This is a genomic window from Rhodococcus sp. NPDC003382 (assembly GCF_053589135.1).
This window is the reverse complement of the sequence record NZ_JBSFRH010000014.1, coordinates 41,618-55,896: the sequence shown is the minus strand read 5'-3', so window position 1 is coordinate 55,896 and position 14,279 is coordinate 41,618. Positions and strand designations below refer to the sequence as shown.

The window sequence follows — 14,279 nt, the reverse complement described above, 5'->3', positions numbered from 1 at the left end:
CCGTGACGACCCCCGCAGCCCTGCTCGACGACCTCCGGGACTGGCAGGCACAGGCCGTCTGCCGGTCCCGGGACGTCGACTTCTTCGACGACGCACCCGAGGCCGTCGCCCGCGCCAAGTCCGTCTGCGCCTCCTGCCCCGTGCTGGAACCGTGCCGCGACCACGCGGCACTGGCCGGTGAGACACACGGGGTCTGGGGCGGGTTGACACCCACGGAACTGATTCGTCACCGGTGGCTCGCCCGAGCACGACACGAACGGGCCTGCCACAGCCGATTCTCGAGAGGACACGACAGATGACCGCCTTCGACTCGCTCTGGGCATCGATCCTGGACGTCGGCAAGCATCCGACGACCGGGGGCTACCGTCGATTCGCTTGGAGCGACGCCGATCTCACCCTTCGGGAGTGGTTCCGCGGGTGTGCCGCCGAACGCGGCATGGACGTCGAAGAGGACCGCAACGGAAATCTCTGGGCCTGGTGGCTACCCGAAGGCTGGGTGGGCGATCCGACCGGTGCGTTCGTCACCGGCTCGCATCTGGACTCGGTGCCCGACGGCGGCGCGTTCGACGGTCCCCTCGGCGTGGTCTCCGCCTTCTCCGCGGTGGACATCGTCCGCGAGCGCGGCATCGTCCCGACCGTCCCGATCGCGATCACCGCGTTCTCCGACGAGGAGGGGGCTCGCTTCGGAGTCGCGTGCGTCGGCAGCCAGCTCACCACCGGAGCACTCGCTCCGCAGCGCGCGCTCGGTCTGCGGGACCGCGACGGAATCACCCTGGCCGAAGCGATGACCCGCGCCGGCCGGGTGCCCGAACACATCGGCGCCGACCCGGCTCTCGTCGACCGGGTCGGGGTGTACGTCGAACTGCACGTCGAACAGGGCCGGGCACTCGACCTCGTGGACGCGCCGGTCGCGGTCGCGTCGTCGATCTGGCCGCACGGCCGCTGGCAGTTCACCTTCACCGGCGAAGCCAACCACGCCGGTGCCACGCGCCTGGTGGACCGCCACGACCCGATGCTGGCCTACGCGTCGTCGGTGCACAGTGCCCGCTCGTGTGCCGCGTCGGTCGGCGCGGTCGCCACCTTCGGCAAGATCGAGGTATTGCCCAACGGCGCCAACGCGATCCCCTCGGAGATCAAGGCGTGGCTGGACGCTCGTGCCGCGGACGAGGAGACCCTGACGAAACTGGTCGCCGAGATCGAGGCCGAGGCCCGCCGGCACTGCCTGCCGGACGAGATCGGACTCGACGTCTTCGCCGAATCCATCACCCCGATCGTCGAATTCCCCGCCGGACCCCGCGAACGGCTGCGCCGGGCACTGTCCCATCTCGGAGACATTCCGGTGCTCCCCACCCAGGCCGGACACGACGCCGGCATCCTGTCCGAGAAGGTCCCCACCGCAATGCTGTTCGTGCGCAACCCGACCGGAGTGTCGCACTCCCCGCACGAGTTCGCCGAGCCCGGCGACTGCAACATCGGCGCGCAGGCCCTGGCCGACATCATGGCCGACTGGACGGCGGGCAGCTAGATGGCGGTACAGGTGGTCCGGGCCGGCGACCGACGTCGGGTGCCCTGGCGCAACGGCGCCGGGACGACCGAGGAGATCGCCGCCGGTCCCTCCGGCGGTGACGACCGACCCCTGTGGCGGATCAGTCTGGCCGATCTGGGGTCGGAACCGAGCGAGTTCTCCGCCTTCCCCGGCACCGACCGCATCTTCACCGTCGTCGGTGAGCACGGTGTCGAACTCGACGCGGGCCACGGATCCGAGTCGGTGAAGCCGTGGAGCCCCCACCCGTTCGCCGGGGAGGATGCGCCCCGCTGCATCCCACAGGGCGCCACCCGCGCGTTCAACGTCATGACCGATCGCGGGGGTGCCGGCGCCACCGTCACGTACCTGCCGCTCGACACCGAATTCGTCTCCCGGCCCGACGGAATCACCGCCCTGTACGTGCGGTCGGGCACCGTCCACGCGGGCACCGAGCACGCCGAGGCCGGCGACTGCATCCTGATCCGCAACGAGGCGATCACGCTGCGAGGAACCTCCACCACCGGACTGCTGGTGCAGATCCGTCCGACCCCTGCTTCCCTCCCGTAGAACCGATCTCTCCCCATCGACATCGACTTCCCCACGGACCTCCCTCGGGACGTCCGTCCGAACAAAGGATCCTCAGGTGACGGACACGACAAAGTTCCTGATCGTCGGTGGCGGCCTCGAAGGCCTGGCCATCGCCTACTCCCTCGCCGACCGCGGCGAGACCGACGTCCTGGTGCTCGAACGCGACACCCTCTGCTCGGGCATGACCGGCAAATCCAGCGGCGTCGTCCGGTGCCACTACGGCACCCCCTCCCTGGCGGCGATGTCCTGGTACGGCGTCGACATCTTCACGCGCGCGACCGAGATCTTCGGTGACGACATGGCATTCCGCCAGTGCGGCTACGTCGTCGGGGTCGCGGAGAACAACGTCAAGCCGCTCGAGGCGAACATCGAGATGATGCAGGGCCTGGGGATCGCCACCGAACTCATCGCGCACGACAAGATGGCGGAGCTGTGGCCGGGCCTGAACCTCGACGACTTCGCACTGTTCGCCTACGAACCGCTCGGCGGCCGGGGTGAGGCCTACATGGCCGGAATGGCGTTCGGGGCGACAGCACGTCGGATGGGCGTGAAGATCCGGCAGAGCACCCCGGTGGTGTCGCTGCTGCAGAACGCCGCCGGCCGGGTCTACGGCGTCACGCTCGCCGACGGTTCCGAGGTGCACGCCGAGCAGGTCATCGTCGCCGCGGGCCCCTGGACGCCGGCGCTCGTCGCCGGAGTCGGCGTCGACATCGACGTCAAGGCGCAGCGCGCCCAGCTGGTCCTCGTCGACCAGGGCGTCCCGACCCCGGAGGTCCCCGTGCTGTCCGATCTGGCGGGCCTGCAGTACATCTGCCGCGAGCCGAACGGCGAACTGCTGGTGGGCAACTCCGATCATCAGGCACCGGAGTACATCGATCCCGACAAGTACGTCAACCGCGCCGACGACTCGACGATCGAGAAGAACATCATGAAGCTCGGCAACCGCCTGCCCGACATGCCGGATCCCCGGATCACCAGCTCGTACGTCGGCGCCTACGACGTCACCGAGGACTACAACCCCGTCATCGGCCCGTCGCCGGTCGAGGGCCTGTTCCTGGCGACCGGCTTCTCCGGGCACGGTTTCAAGATCTCCCCGGCCGTGGGCAAGCTGGTCGCCGACCTGCTCATCGACGGCAAGACCGACCTGCCGAACGTGAATCCGGACGATTTCCGATTCTCCCGCTTCGAGGAGGGCGACCTGCTCCTGAGCCTCAATCCCTACGAAGGAGCCGGTGAGATGCGCTGATCCCGGCACCTCCGACGGCCCTGCGCCCTCCGCGGATGCACTCGCAGCCGCGGAGGGCTCGCCCGTCACCGAAATACCCACCGCGAGAGGGTGTCCACTACCGGTGAACAAACGCTACGCTGCTGACATGGCCAGCCCCGACCGTCCCGTCCTCTACGACGATTCCGGACGCGAAGTCCCCCGCGGCACCCCCACGGGTGTGGATCTCGAACGGGCGATCGCCCACCAGGTGCGGTCGTTGCGCCTGGCCAGCGGGCTGTCCGTCGGGGACATGGCCGCCAAGGTGGGGATCTCCAAGGCGATGCTCTCGAAGATCGAGAACGCGCAGACGTCGTGCAGCCTGTCGACCCTCGCCCGGCTCGCGGCCGGCCTCGACGTTCCCGTCACCTCCCTGTTCCGCGGCGCCGACACCCGTCGTGAGGCCGTGTTCACGAAAAACGGCCAGGGCGCCGAGATCGTCGGCCGCGGTACGCGCGTCGGCCACCACTACGAGTTGCTCGGGGCACTGCGCGGACAGCACAAGCGGCTCGAACCGGTGCTCGTCACGCTCACCGACGCGAGCGACGTCTTCCCTCTCTTCCAGCATCCCGGCACCGAATTGCTGTACATGCTCGAGGGTGAAATGGTCTACGGGCACGGCGATTCCGAGTACCACCTGCAACCCGGTGACGCCCTGCTTCTGGACGGCGAGGGCCTGCACGGACCGAACGAGCTCGTGACGCTTCCCATCCGGTTCCTTGCGGTCACCGCGTACCCCGACAATCACCAGGGGTAGAGCGGCGTTCAGTCCAGGAACAGGTCGAGCTGGAGTTCGCCGTCGCCGGCCCGGTACTTGTCGAGGTCGGTGATCCCCGCCGCGGCGAGCACCTCGTCGTCGATGTAGAAGTTCCCGGTCGCCTCCGTGCTCGGTGACGTGAGCACCAGATACGCAGCATCCGCGTAGATCTCCGGCGTCCGGGACGAATTCACCATCTGCTCGCCGCCGAGCAGGTTCCGCACCGCGGCGGTCGCGATGGTGGTGCGCGGCCACAGCGAGTTCACGGCGATGCCGTCGCCCTTCAACTCCTCGGCGAGCCCGAGCGTCGTCAGGCTCATGCCGTACTTCGCGATGGTGTACGCGAGCGCTCCGCCCGCCCATTTGGGATTCAGGTTCAGCGGCGGCGACAGCGTCAGGATGTGCGGATTACGCCCCGCGCTCGCGGATTGCCGCAGCGACGGAATCGCCAGCTTCGAGAGCAGGAACGTGCCGCGACAGTTGATGTCCTGCATGAGGTCGTACTTCTTCATGGAGATCCGGTCGGTCGGCGACAGGTCGATCGCGGACGCGTTGTTCACCACGATGTCGATTCCGCCGAACTGTTCGACGGTCCGGCGCACGGCCTCGGCGACCGCCTCGTCGTTGCGTATGTCCCCCACGAAGGGCAGTACCCGGCCGCCCGCCTCCTCGAGTTCGGCGGCCGCGGTGTAGATGGTGCCCGGCAGTTTCGGGTTCGGTGTGTCGGTCTTGGCGATCAGCGTGATGTTCGCGCCGTCCTGCGCCGCGCGGAGCGCGATCGCCAGGCCGATGCCCCGGCTGCCGCCCGACATGATCATGGTCTTTCCGGCCAGTGGCTTCGCGTCCGGTGTGCTCATGTGGGCTCCTCGTCGACTGCCGTCCGATTATGCCCGTCCGGTCACTGCCGTGTGCCCGAAACGCGCGGGTTCCCTCCTGCCACGGCAACGGCAGGAGGGAACCCATCAGCGGTTCACTTCACGGTGGGAACGACCACCTCCCGGTCCGCCGCGAATTCCTCCGGACGCATCTTGGACGGCGCGCTGGCTCCGAAACTGTCCATGACGTAGGCGGTTTCGCCGTGCACCGGGACGTCGATACCCATGATCTCGGTTTCCTTGTCGACGCGCAGGCCGATGGTCTTGTCGATGGCCTTGGCGATCAGCCAGGTCACCGCGAAGCTGTAGGTGAACACCGCGGCCATGGCCAGGATCTGACGGCCCAGCAGGTCGATGCCACCGCCGAAGAACAGTCCGTCGACACCGGCCGGCGCCGCGGCAGTGGCCACGAACGCGATGAGCAGGGTGCCGACGACACCGCCCATGAGGTGGATGGCGACGACGTCGAGCGAGTCGTCGTACCCGAGCTTGAACTTCAGGCTCACGGTCAGGAAGCACACCGCGCCCGCGGCGAAACCGATGAGCAGCGCGCCGAGCGGGGAGACGAGGCTCGCGGCAGGGGTGATGCCGACGAGCGCGGCAATCATGCCGGACACCGCGCCGAGCGTCGTGGCGTGCTTCTCCCGGATGCGTTCGACGAGCAGCCAGCCGAGCAGGCCCGCGACCGCGGCGATCATCGTGTTCAGCACGACCACGCCCGCGGTGTGGTTGGCACCGCCCGCGGAACCACCGTTGAATCCGAACCAGCCGAACATCAGGATGCCGCCGCCGAGCACCACGAGGGGCAGGCTGTGCGGACGCGGGACGTGCGGGAACCCGCGGCGCTTCCCCAGCGCGATCGCGAGTGCCAGCGCGGCGACGCCGGCGTTCATGTGCACGGCGGTGCCGCCGGCGAAGTCCTGCGCGCCGAGCACGTTGGCGATCCATCCCCCCTTGGTGCCGGCGTCCTCGTCGTCGAATGCGAACACCCAGTGCGCAACCGGGAAGTACACCAGCACGACCCAGATCCCGGAGAAGATCATCCATGCGGAGAACTTCATGCGGTCGGCGACGCCACCCGCGATGATCGCGACGGTGATGCCCGCGAACAGCAGGTGGAACGCCGCAGTCAATGCGGCGGGCAGCCCGTCCGACGGCTCGAGCAGCGAGCCGAGTCCGATGTCGGTGAACGGATTACCGATGAGTCCGAGGCCTCCGACACTGTCACCGAGCACCGCGGCCGGGCCGAAGAACACCCACACCACCCCGGCGACGGCGAAGCCCCCGAGAACCATCATGATCATGTTGAGTGCGCTCTTGACCCCGAGCATGCCGCCGTAGAACAGCGCAAGCCCCGGGACCATGAGGGCGACCGCCGTGAATGCCGCGAGAACCCAGGCAGTGTCGGCGGCAGCGATTGCCTCTTCCATACGTGTCCACCTTGTTCAGTCCTGAGGGAAATCCCTCCAACGTTTACCGGCGATCGTCTTATGTCGTTCATCACCGTTCCCCGAGAGTGAACGGTCCGTGTAAAACGCGGCCTCGCCCGCGGTGAACATTTCGTTAAGCACCCGAGTGGCCGAGGCAACATGAGCCGGGTCACTATGGACTCATGACGAGACGCGCACCTGTGGACGACATCGACGAATCGACGCTCGAGGTCACGGAGGCAAAGGACCACGCCGCCGGGGTTCCGGCAGTGCTCGTGTCGCTGCAGCGCGCGTACGCGCAGATGGGGGCGGCCCGCACCGTCTCGACCCTGACCCGCCTGAACCAGCGCCACGGATTCGACTGCCCCGGCTGCGCCTGGCCCGAGACGCCCGGCCACCGCAAGCCCGCCGAGTTCTGCGAGAACGGCGCCAAGGCGGTCGCCGAGGAAGCCACCCTGCGGACGGTGACCCCGGAGTTCTTCGCGCAGCACTCCGTCGACGAGCTGGCCGGAAAGACCGACTACTGGCTCGGTCAGCAGGGCCGGATCACCCATCCGATGGTGCTGTGGGCCGGTGGCAGCCACTACGAGCCGATCTCCTGGGACGCCGCGTTCGAGCTGATCGCCGACGAACTGCGTGGCCTCCCCTCCCCAGACGACGCCGTGTTCTACACCTCGGGGCGTACCAGCAACGAGGCCGCGTTCCTCTACCAGTTGCTCATCCGCAGCTACGGCACCAACAACATGCCGGACTGTTCGAACATGTGCCACGAATCGTCCGGCAGTGCGCTGATCGAGGCGATCGGCATCGGCAAGGGGTCGGTGTCGGTGCCCGACCTCGAGCAGGCCGATCTGATCCTCATCGCGGGGCAGAATCCGGGGACCAACCATCCGCGGATGCTGTCGACGCTCGAGAAGGCCAAGCACAACGGCGCGAAGATCATCGCGATCAATCCGCTGCCGGAAGCCGGCTTGCGCCGGTTCAAGGATCCGCAGAAGGTCAACGGCGTCCTCGGGCACGGCGTCGACATCGCCGACGAGTTCCTGCAGATCCGGCTGGGCGGCGACATGGCCTTGTTCCAAGGTCTGGGCCGGCTGCTGCTCGAGGCCGAGGACGCCGCGCCCGGCACCGTCGTCGACCGCGCGTTCGTCGACCGGTACTGCGCCGGATTCGACGAGTACGAAAAGCACATCCGTGCAGTCGATCTCGATGTGGTCATGGAAGCCACCGGCCTGACCGAGCAGCAGCTGCGTGCCACCGCGGCGGACCTCGTCGCGTCGAAGGGGACGGTGATCTGCTGGGCGATGGGCCTGACCCAGCACACCCACGCGGTCGCGACGATCGGCGAAGCCGTGAACCTGCTGCTCGTGCGCGGCATGATCGGCAAGCCCGGGGCCGGGGTGTGCCCGGTGCGCGGGCATTCGAACGTGCAGGGCGACCGCACCATGGGTATCTGGGAGAAGATGCCGGAATGGTTCCTGGCGGCACTCGACACCGAGTTCGGGATCACCAGCCCCCGCCGGCACGGCTACGACACGGTCGAGGCGATCCGGGCGATGCGCGACGGCCGCGCATCGTTCTTCATGGGGATGGGTGGCAACTTCGTCTCCGCGACCCCGGACACCGCGGCCACCGAGGCCGCGCTGCGCAACTGCGCGATGACGGTCCAGGTGTCGACCAAGCTCAATCGCAGCCACGTCGTGCACGGTCGCACCGCGCTGATCCTCCCGACGCTCGGCCGCACCGATCTCGATGTGCAGGCGAGCGGCAAACAGATGGTGTCGGTGGAGGATTCGATGTCGATGGTGCACCTGTCGCGCGGCCGACTGCACCCGGTCTCCGAACATCTGCGCAGCGAGGTCGCGATCGTCTGCGGTCTCGCCCGGGCACTGTTCGGGCCCGATCATCCGGTGCGCTGGACGGCATTCGAGGGCAACTACGACCTGATCCGCGATTCGATCGCGCGGGTCGTGCCCGGGTGCAAGGACTACAACACCCGGGTGCGCCGGCCGGACGGCTTCCAGCTGCCGCATCCGCCGCGTGACGCGCGCGAATTCACCACGAGCACAGGCAAAGCCAACTTCTCGGTGAATCCGCTCGAATGGGTGTCGACGCCTCCCGGCCGGGTGATCCTGCAGACCCTGCGCAGCCACGACCAGTACAACACCACCATCTACGGTCTCGACGACCGCTATCGCGGGGTCAGCAACGGACGCAAGGTGATCTTCCTGCACCCGGAGGACGTCGTCGAACTCGGTTTCGCCGACGGGGATCTCGTGGATCTGGTGTCGGAGTGGACGGCGGCGGACGGGACCGTCGAGGAGCGTCGCGTCCACGACTTCCGCATCGTGCTGTACAGCACACCGCGGGGCAACGCGGCCGCCTACTACCCCGAGACGAACCCGCTCGTGCCGCTCGATCACGTCGCCGCGAAGTCGAACACCCCTGTGTCCAAGGCGATCACGGTTCGGCTGGAGAAGTCGGGGTCGGCCTGATGGGACGCGTCACGGCACGACGACCGGTCCTGCGGATCACCCCCGAGGGGAACGTCCGCCGGCCCGACACCCTGGCCGTCGAGGAACCCCTCGAGATCAGGCTCGCGGGACGGTCGCTGACGGTCACGATGCGCACGCCCGGCCACGACGTCGAACTCGCGCACGGTTTCCTGCTCGCCGAGGGCATCATCGGCAGCCGCGAGGACATCGTCGCGGTGCGGTACTGCAACGGTGTCGACGAATCCGGCGCCAACACCTACAACGTGCTCGATGTCGCGCTCGCCGCCGGTGTCGACGTCGCGGACGGCGTCGGCACCCGGAACTTCCTGACGTCCTCGGCGTGCGGGGTGTGCGGGAAGGAGTCGCTGGACCAGGTCCGCACCCGCACCCGCTTCCCGCTCGCGACCGACGGACCCGCGGTCACCGCCGACGCGCTGGCCTCGATGCCCGACGCGCTGCGGAGGCGGCAGAAGATCTTCGACACCACCGGTGGACTGCACGCCGCGGGGCTGTTCACCCCGGACGGCGTGCTGCTCGCGGTCCGGGAGGACGTCGGCAGGCACAACGCCGTCGACAAGGTGCTCGGCTGGGCACTGATCGAGGACCGGGTCCCGCTCGCGGAGTCGGTGCTCATCGTCAGCGGCCGCGCGTCGTTCGAACTCGCCCAGAAAGCCGTGATGGCCGGGGTCCCGATGCTCGGGGCGGTGTCCGCGCCGTCGTCGCTGGCGGTGGACCTCGCGGCCGACGCCGGTCTGGCGCTCGTCGGATTCCTGCGCGGCGGATCCATGAACGTCTACACCGGCGCCGATCGCATCAAGGCCGGCGGCTGACCGACGGTCGGCGGTCGGCGGTGAACGGTCGGCGACGGCAGCCGCGTCACCCCCCGTCTTTTCCGAGCGAATGTATCGTTCGCTCGATCCAAGGAGACGAGCGGTACATTCGCTCGGAAGCAGGGGGCGCTCGGAAGCAGGGGGCGGTCAGCTCCGGCGCGGGCGCGGGACCGTCTTGTCGACGAACAACGCTTCGACCGAAACGCACACCGTGCCGTCCGCGGTCCTGATGTCACCGACCGTGTTGATCTTCGCGCCGTCCTGGGACACCAACCGGCCGCGGACGGTGAGCGGCACGAACAGCGGGGTCGGGCGGTGGTACCGCACGTTGAGCTGGGCCGTCGCGCCGCTGCGCCCGGCCCACGCGTTCGCGACCCCGAGGGTGTGATCGAGCAGCAACGCGGACACACCGCCGTGCACGTGCCCGGGCGGGCCCTGGTACGGCAGCGTCAACCTCACGACGCCCTCGACCGAGCCGTCGTCGCGACCGGTCAGGACCAGCGGCGGGGCCACCGCGTTCTCCGGTCCGGCGACGGGGTCGTGCCGGGTGACGCCCTCCCCGTTCCACATGTCGACCAGGCGTTCCTCGACCTCGGGAGCATGCTCCTCGAGGTGCTCGGCGATGCTGTTCAGTTCTTCGGCGACGCGTTCGAGGTTGGCGTTGCCGCGATCGGTGCGCAGCAGTGCGTTCACGACCCGGCGGGCCGCGGCGGTCGCGCGGTCGACGGGGGTGTCCTGCGGCGCCGACGTCAGGACCGTGCCGTCGGGCGCCTTCCCGACGATGGGGTGTGTATCCGGATCGACCTTCATCGGACCTCCGTGGTTGCGTGGGTGAACACGTGCCGACCGCCCCTTGAGGGCGTGCTCACTTTCCGGGTTCGGGATCGCGCGGCAGACCGAGAAGCCGCTCACCGATGATGTTCAGCTGGACGTTGGTCGTTCCTCCGGCGATGGACAGGCACTGCGCATTGAGGAACATCTGCGTCGGGGACCGACGGTCCTGCCCGCCGAGCAGTGCGGTGGGGCCGATCCATTCCATCGCGACCTCCCACACCTGCTGGATGTGCTCGACGCCGAGCAGTTTCGCGATCGACGACTCCGCGCCGGGCTGCGCGCCGGTCAGCGAACGCAGCGTCGACCGCAGTGCCATGAGGCCACCGATCTGCGCGTCGCACAGCATCTTGCCCAGGACCGTCAGCTGTTCGTCGTCGAGTCCACCTGGGACGTTCTCCGCCAGGGACAGCAGGGTTTCGCCACCCGCTCCGAGCGACGAGTCGTTCGACAGCGACACCCGCTCGTTGGCGAGTGTGGTGCGAGCGAGTTTCCAGCCGTCGCCAGGCTTGCCGACGAGGCATTCGTCGGGAACGAAGACGTCGTCGAGGAACACCTCGTTGAACAGCGCTTCACCGGTGATCTCCCGCAGCGGACGGATATCGAGACCCTCGGAGTTCTTGATGTCGATCAGGAAGTACGACAGGCCCTGGTGCTTGGCCGCACCGGAGTCGGTGCGCGCCAGACAGATTCCCCAGTCCGCGACGCGGGCCATCGACGTCCACACCTTCTGGCCCTGCAGTTTCCAGCCCCCGTCGACCTTCGTGGCCTTGGTGGACAGCCCGGCGAGGTCGGAGCCGGCACCGGGCTCGGAGAACAGCTGGCACCACACGATGTCGCCGCGCAACGACGCCGGAACGAAGCGCCGCAGCTGCTCGTTGCTGCCGTGCGCGATGAGCGTGGGCACCACCCAGTTCCCGATGATCATGTCGTGCGGTTCGAGCTCCGCGGACCGCAGTTCCTCGGCGATCACGAGCTGGGTGACGGCATCGGCGCCCTTGCCCCACGGCGCGGGCAGATGCGGTGCGGTATAGCCCTTCTCGGCGAGGTACCTCGTCCGATCGGCACCCTCGAGATCGACGGCCGGTGCGAGTTCGGCACGGACGTCGGCGCGGATCTGCTCGGCTTCGGCGGGCAGGTCGACACCGAGGACGCGGCGGGCGCCGCCGAGGGTGAGCGTCGCGACCCGGCGCTTCCAGGATGCGGTGGAGCCCGACAGGATCCGCAGCGACTGCGCGCGCCGGAGATACAGGTGCGCGTCGTGCTCCCACGTGTAGCCGATGCCTCCGAGGATCTGGATGCAGTCCTTGGTGACCTGGAACGCGGTCTCGGGCGCGACCGCCGCGGCCGCCGCGGCGGCGAGCGACGCCTCGTCGGCCGGGATGTCCTCGCCCTGCGCCCGCGCGGCGTCCCACGCGGTGACGCGGGCCTGCTCGGTGAGGCTCAGCATGCGGGCCGCCTTGTGCTTGACGCCCTGGAACTGGCCGATGACCCGCCCGAACTGCTGACGCACGCGGGCGTAGTCTGCGGCGGTCGTGGTGGCCCAGTCGGCCAGGCCGGCCGCCTCGGCCGCAAAGAGGGTGGCGGCGAGATCGAGGACCCGCTGCGCGTCGAGCGTCAGCAGGTCGCCGGCAGCGAGAACCACGCCGTCGACGGTGATCTCGGCGTTGCGCCGGACCACGTCGTGGCTGGGCAGGTCGGTGACGTCGAGACGGTCGCGATGCAGGGTGACGAAGGCGAGTTCGCTCGCGTCGTCGGCGGCGAGCAGGAACACGTCGCCGACCTGACCGCCGAGCACATAGCCCGAGGTACCGGACAGGGTGGCGGTGCCGCCGTCGCGGGTGATGCGCAGACCGCCGGGTTGCAGGGACACCGCGCCGGACAGCGCGCCGTCGGCCAGCCCCGCGAGTTCGCCGGTGCGACCGGCGGCATGCAGGACGGCGGAGACGATCACGGTGGGCAGGAACGGGCCGGGCACCATCGCTCGACCGAGTTCCTCTGCGACGATTGCGGTTTCGAGGAGGGTGAACCCGGCGCCACCGACCTCTTCCGGCAGGTGCAGTCCGAGCATGCCGAGTTCGGCGAGCGAACCCCAGTACTGCGGTCGCGTCTCGGTCTTGGCCTCGACGGCGTCGCGGATCACCGCGGGGGTCGCGTGGCGCGCAGCCCATCCGCGCACGGAATCGCGGAGTTCGCGGTCCTCGTCACTCAGTCCGATGGTCATGAACGGGTCCTTAGGTCGGAAGCTCGGGAAAGTTTCGCCACCCCTCCGCCTTCCGAGCGAATGTACCGTTCGCTCGATCCAAGGAGACGAACGATACATTCGCTCGGATAGGGGCGGGGGATTCGGCGGGTGGGGGGTGCACAGCCGGGATGGCGCGGGTACAGGTGGAACGGTCTAGATGCGCTCGATGATCGTGGCGGTGGACAGCGCCCCGCCCGCGCACATGGTGATCAACGCGGTGGAACGATCGGAGCGTTCGAGTTCGTGCAGGGCGCTGGTGATCAGCCGGGCACCGGTGGAACCGACCGGATGTCCCAGCGCGATCGCGCCGCCGTTGACGTTGACCTTGCTCATGTCGGCATCGAGAACCTGCGCCCACGACAGGACGACCGACGCGAACGCCTCATTGATCTCGACGATGTCGATGTCCGACAGCGACATTCCGGTGCGTTCGAGAACGTCCCGGGTGGAGTCGATCGGGCCGTCGAGATGGAAGTACGGGTCGGAGCCGACGAGGGTGGACGCGAGGATCCGGGCTCGCGGGCGCAGGCCTGCCGCGCGCGCCTTGTCCTCGTTCATGAGCATCACCGCGGCCGCGCCGTCGCTGATCTGGGACGAGTTGCCGGCGGTGTGGATTCCGCCGTCCATCACCGGTTTCAGGCCGGCCAGCGCCTCCGCGGTGGTGTCCCGGAGGCCGCCGTCGGTGGTGACGGTCGCGACCTCCCCGGTGGGTTCGCCGTCCTTGGTGACGACGGGCGCGACCACCGGGACGATCTCACGGTCGAAACGGCCTTCGCTCCACGCCAGCGCGGCGCGTCGCTGCGATTCCAGCCCGAACGCGTCGACGTCGGCGCGGGCGATCCCCCGGTGGGCGGCGATCCGTTCGGCGGAGGTGAACTGGTCGCCCATGTCGACGGTCCAGTCGTCCGGGTAGGGATTGCCGGTGCCGGGTGTGTTGGCCTGGCCGAGGAACACGCGGCTCATCACCTCGACGCCGCAGCCGATTCCGGCGTCGATCTGCCCGGACGCGATGAGCCCGGCGACCATGTGGACGGCCTGCTGCGACGATCCGCACGCGCAGTCGATGGTGGTGGCGGCGGTGCGGTACGGGAACCCGGCGTGCAGCCATGCCTGGCGGGTCACGTTGTTGGACTGCTCCCCCGCCTGGGTGACGACGCCACCGACGAGTTGCCCGATCCGGTCCGCGGTCAGGCCGGTCCGGTCGAGGACGGCCTTCTGGGCGGCGCCCAGCAACACAGCCGGATGCACTCCGGACAGTTGCCCGCGACGACGGCCGATCGGCGTCCGCGCGGCCTCGACGATGACGACGTTGCTCATGTCCACTCCCTGCTCCCCGAATACTGAAATTTATTCTATTCCGCCGACGGGCCGCTCCCCCGTCCATCCCACCGAGCGGGACCACACTGCTCAGCGCCGATGTCGGAGACACACCGGGGCAC

General features: G+C 68.7%; 12 protein-coding genes. 7 read left to right on the top strand and 5 right to left on the bottom strand.

What is annotated here, in order from left to right:
* Positions 1–2: 2 nt before the first annotated feature.
* From ACWDUD_RS12125 to ACWDUD_RS12105, 5 genes are all read left to right on the top strand, one after another.
* Positions 3–299 carry a WhiB family transcriptional regulator gene (locus tag ACWDUD_RS12125; protein WP_197250794.1) on the top strand — a complete coding sequence of 99 codons (297 nt, stop codon included), beginning with the start codon at positions 3–5 and terminating at the stop codon, positions 297–299.
* Positions 296–1,525 (top strand): allantoate amidohydrolase, encoded by a 1,230-nt coding sequence (locus ACWDUD_RS12120; RefSeq protein ID WP_450109475.1) that lies wholly within the window; start codon positions 296–298, stop codon positions 1,523–1,525. The genes ACWDUD_RS12125 and ACWDUD_RS12120 overlap by 4 nt, the downstream gene beginning before the upstream one ends.
* On the top strand, positions 1,526–2,092 hold the full coding sequence (locus ACWDUD_RS12115; RefSeq protein WP_450109474.1) for a HutD/Ves family protein: 567 nt from the start codon (positions 1,526–1,528) through the stop codon (positions 2,090–2,092).
* 76 nt (positions 2,093–2,168) lie between these two features.
* Complete coding sequence (locus ACWDUD_RS12110; protein ID WP_197250799.1) at positions 2,169–3,359, top strand: NAD(P)/FAD-dependent oxidoreductase; 1,191 nt, start codon at positions 2,169–2,171, stop codon at positions 3,357–3,359.
* Positions 3,360–3,486: 127 nt separating this feature from the next.
* Positions 3,487–4,134: a helix-turn-helix domain-containing protein gene (locus tag ACWDUD_RS12105; RefSeq protein ID WP_197250801.1), complete on the top strand. Its 648-nt coding sequence runs from the start codon at positions 3,487–3,489 to the stop codon at positions 4,132–4,134.
* Positions 4,135–4,142: 8 nt separating this feature from the next.
* On the opposite strand, the gene ACWDUD_RS12100 is transcribed toward ACWDUD_RS12105, so the two are convergent.
* Both ACWDUD_RS12100 and ACWDUD_RS12095 read right to left on the bottom strand, forming a co-directional pair.
* Positions 4,143–4,991 (bottom strand): SDR family oxidoreductase, encoded by an 849-nt coding sequence (locus tag ACWDUD_RS12100; RefSeq protein ID WP_197250803.1) that lies wholly within the window; start codon positions 4,989–4,991, stop codon positions 4,143–4,145.
* Between the two features lie 113 nt (positions 4,992–5,104).
* Positions 5,105–6,439 (bottom strand): ammonium transporter, encoded by a 1,335-nt coding sequence (locus ACWDUD_RS12095; protein ID WP_197250804.1) that lies wholly within the window; start codon positions 6,437–6,439, stop codon positions 5,105–5,107.
* A 182-nt stretch (positions 6,440–6,621) separates the two neighbouring features.
* Between ACWDUD_RS12095 and ACWDUD_RS12090 the strand changes: the two genes are divergently transcribed.
* Positions 6,622–8,934: an FdhF/YdeP family oxidoreductase gene (locus tag ACWDUD_RS12090; RefSeq protein ID WP_450109473.1), complete on the top strand. Its 2,313-nt coding sequence runs from the start codon at positions 6,622–6,624 to the stop codon at positions 8,932–8,934.
* The gene (fdhD, locus tag ACWDUD_RS12085) at positions 8,934–9,764 is read left to right on the top strand and encodes a formate dehydrogenase accessory sulfurtransferase FdhD (protein ID WP_450109472.1); all 831 of its coding nucleotides are present in this window, start codon (positions 8,934–8,936) and stop codon (positions 9,762–9,764) included. Before ACWDUD_RS12090 ends, fdhD begins: the two co-directional genes overlap by 1 nt.
* Before the next feature lie 147 nt (positions 9,765–9,911).
* On the opposite strand, the gene ACWDUD_RS12080 is transcribed toward fdhD, so the two are convergent.
* The 3 genes from ACWDUD_RS12080 to ACWDUD_RS12070 form a co-directional block, all read right to left on the bottom strand.
* Positions 9,912–10,574 (bottom strand): PaaI family thioesterase, encoded by a 663-nt coding sequence (locus tag ACWDUD_RS12080; protein ID WP_450109471.1) that lies wholly within the window; start codon positions 10,572–10,574, stop codon positions 9,912–9,914.
* Between the two features lie 55 nt (positions 10,575–10,629).
* Positions 10,630–12,819, bottom strand: coding sequence for an acyl-CoA dehydrogenase (locus ACWDUD_RS12075; protein ID WP_450109470.1), 2,190 nt, complete (start codon positions 12,817–12,819; stop codon positions 10,630–10,632).
* Between the two features lie 174 nt (positions 12,820–12,993).
* A complete protein-coding gene (locus ACWDUD_RS12070; protein WP_450109469.1) occupies positions 12,994–14,157 on the bottom strand; it encodes a steroid 3-ketoacyl-CoA thiolase in 1,164 nt (387 codons plus the stop codon).
* Positions 14,158–14,279 lie beyond the last annotated feature (122 nt).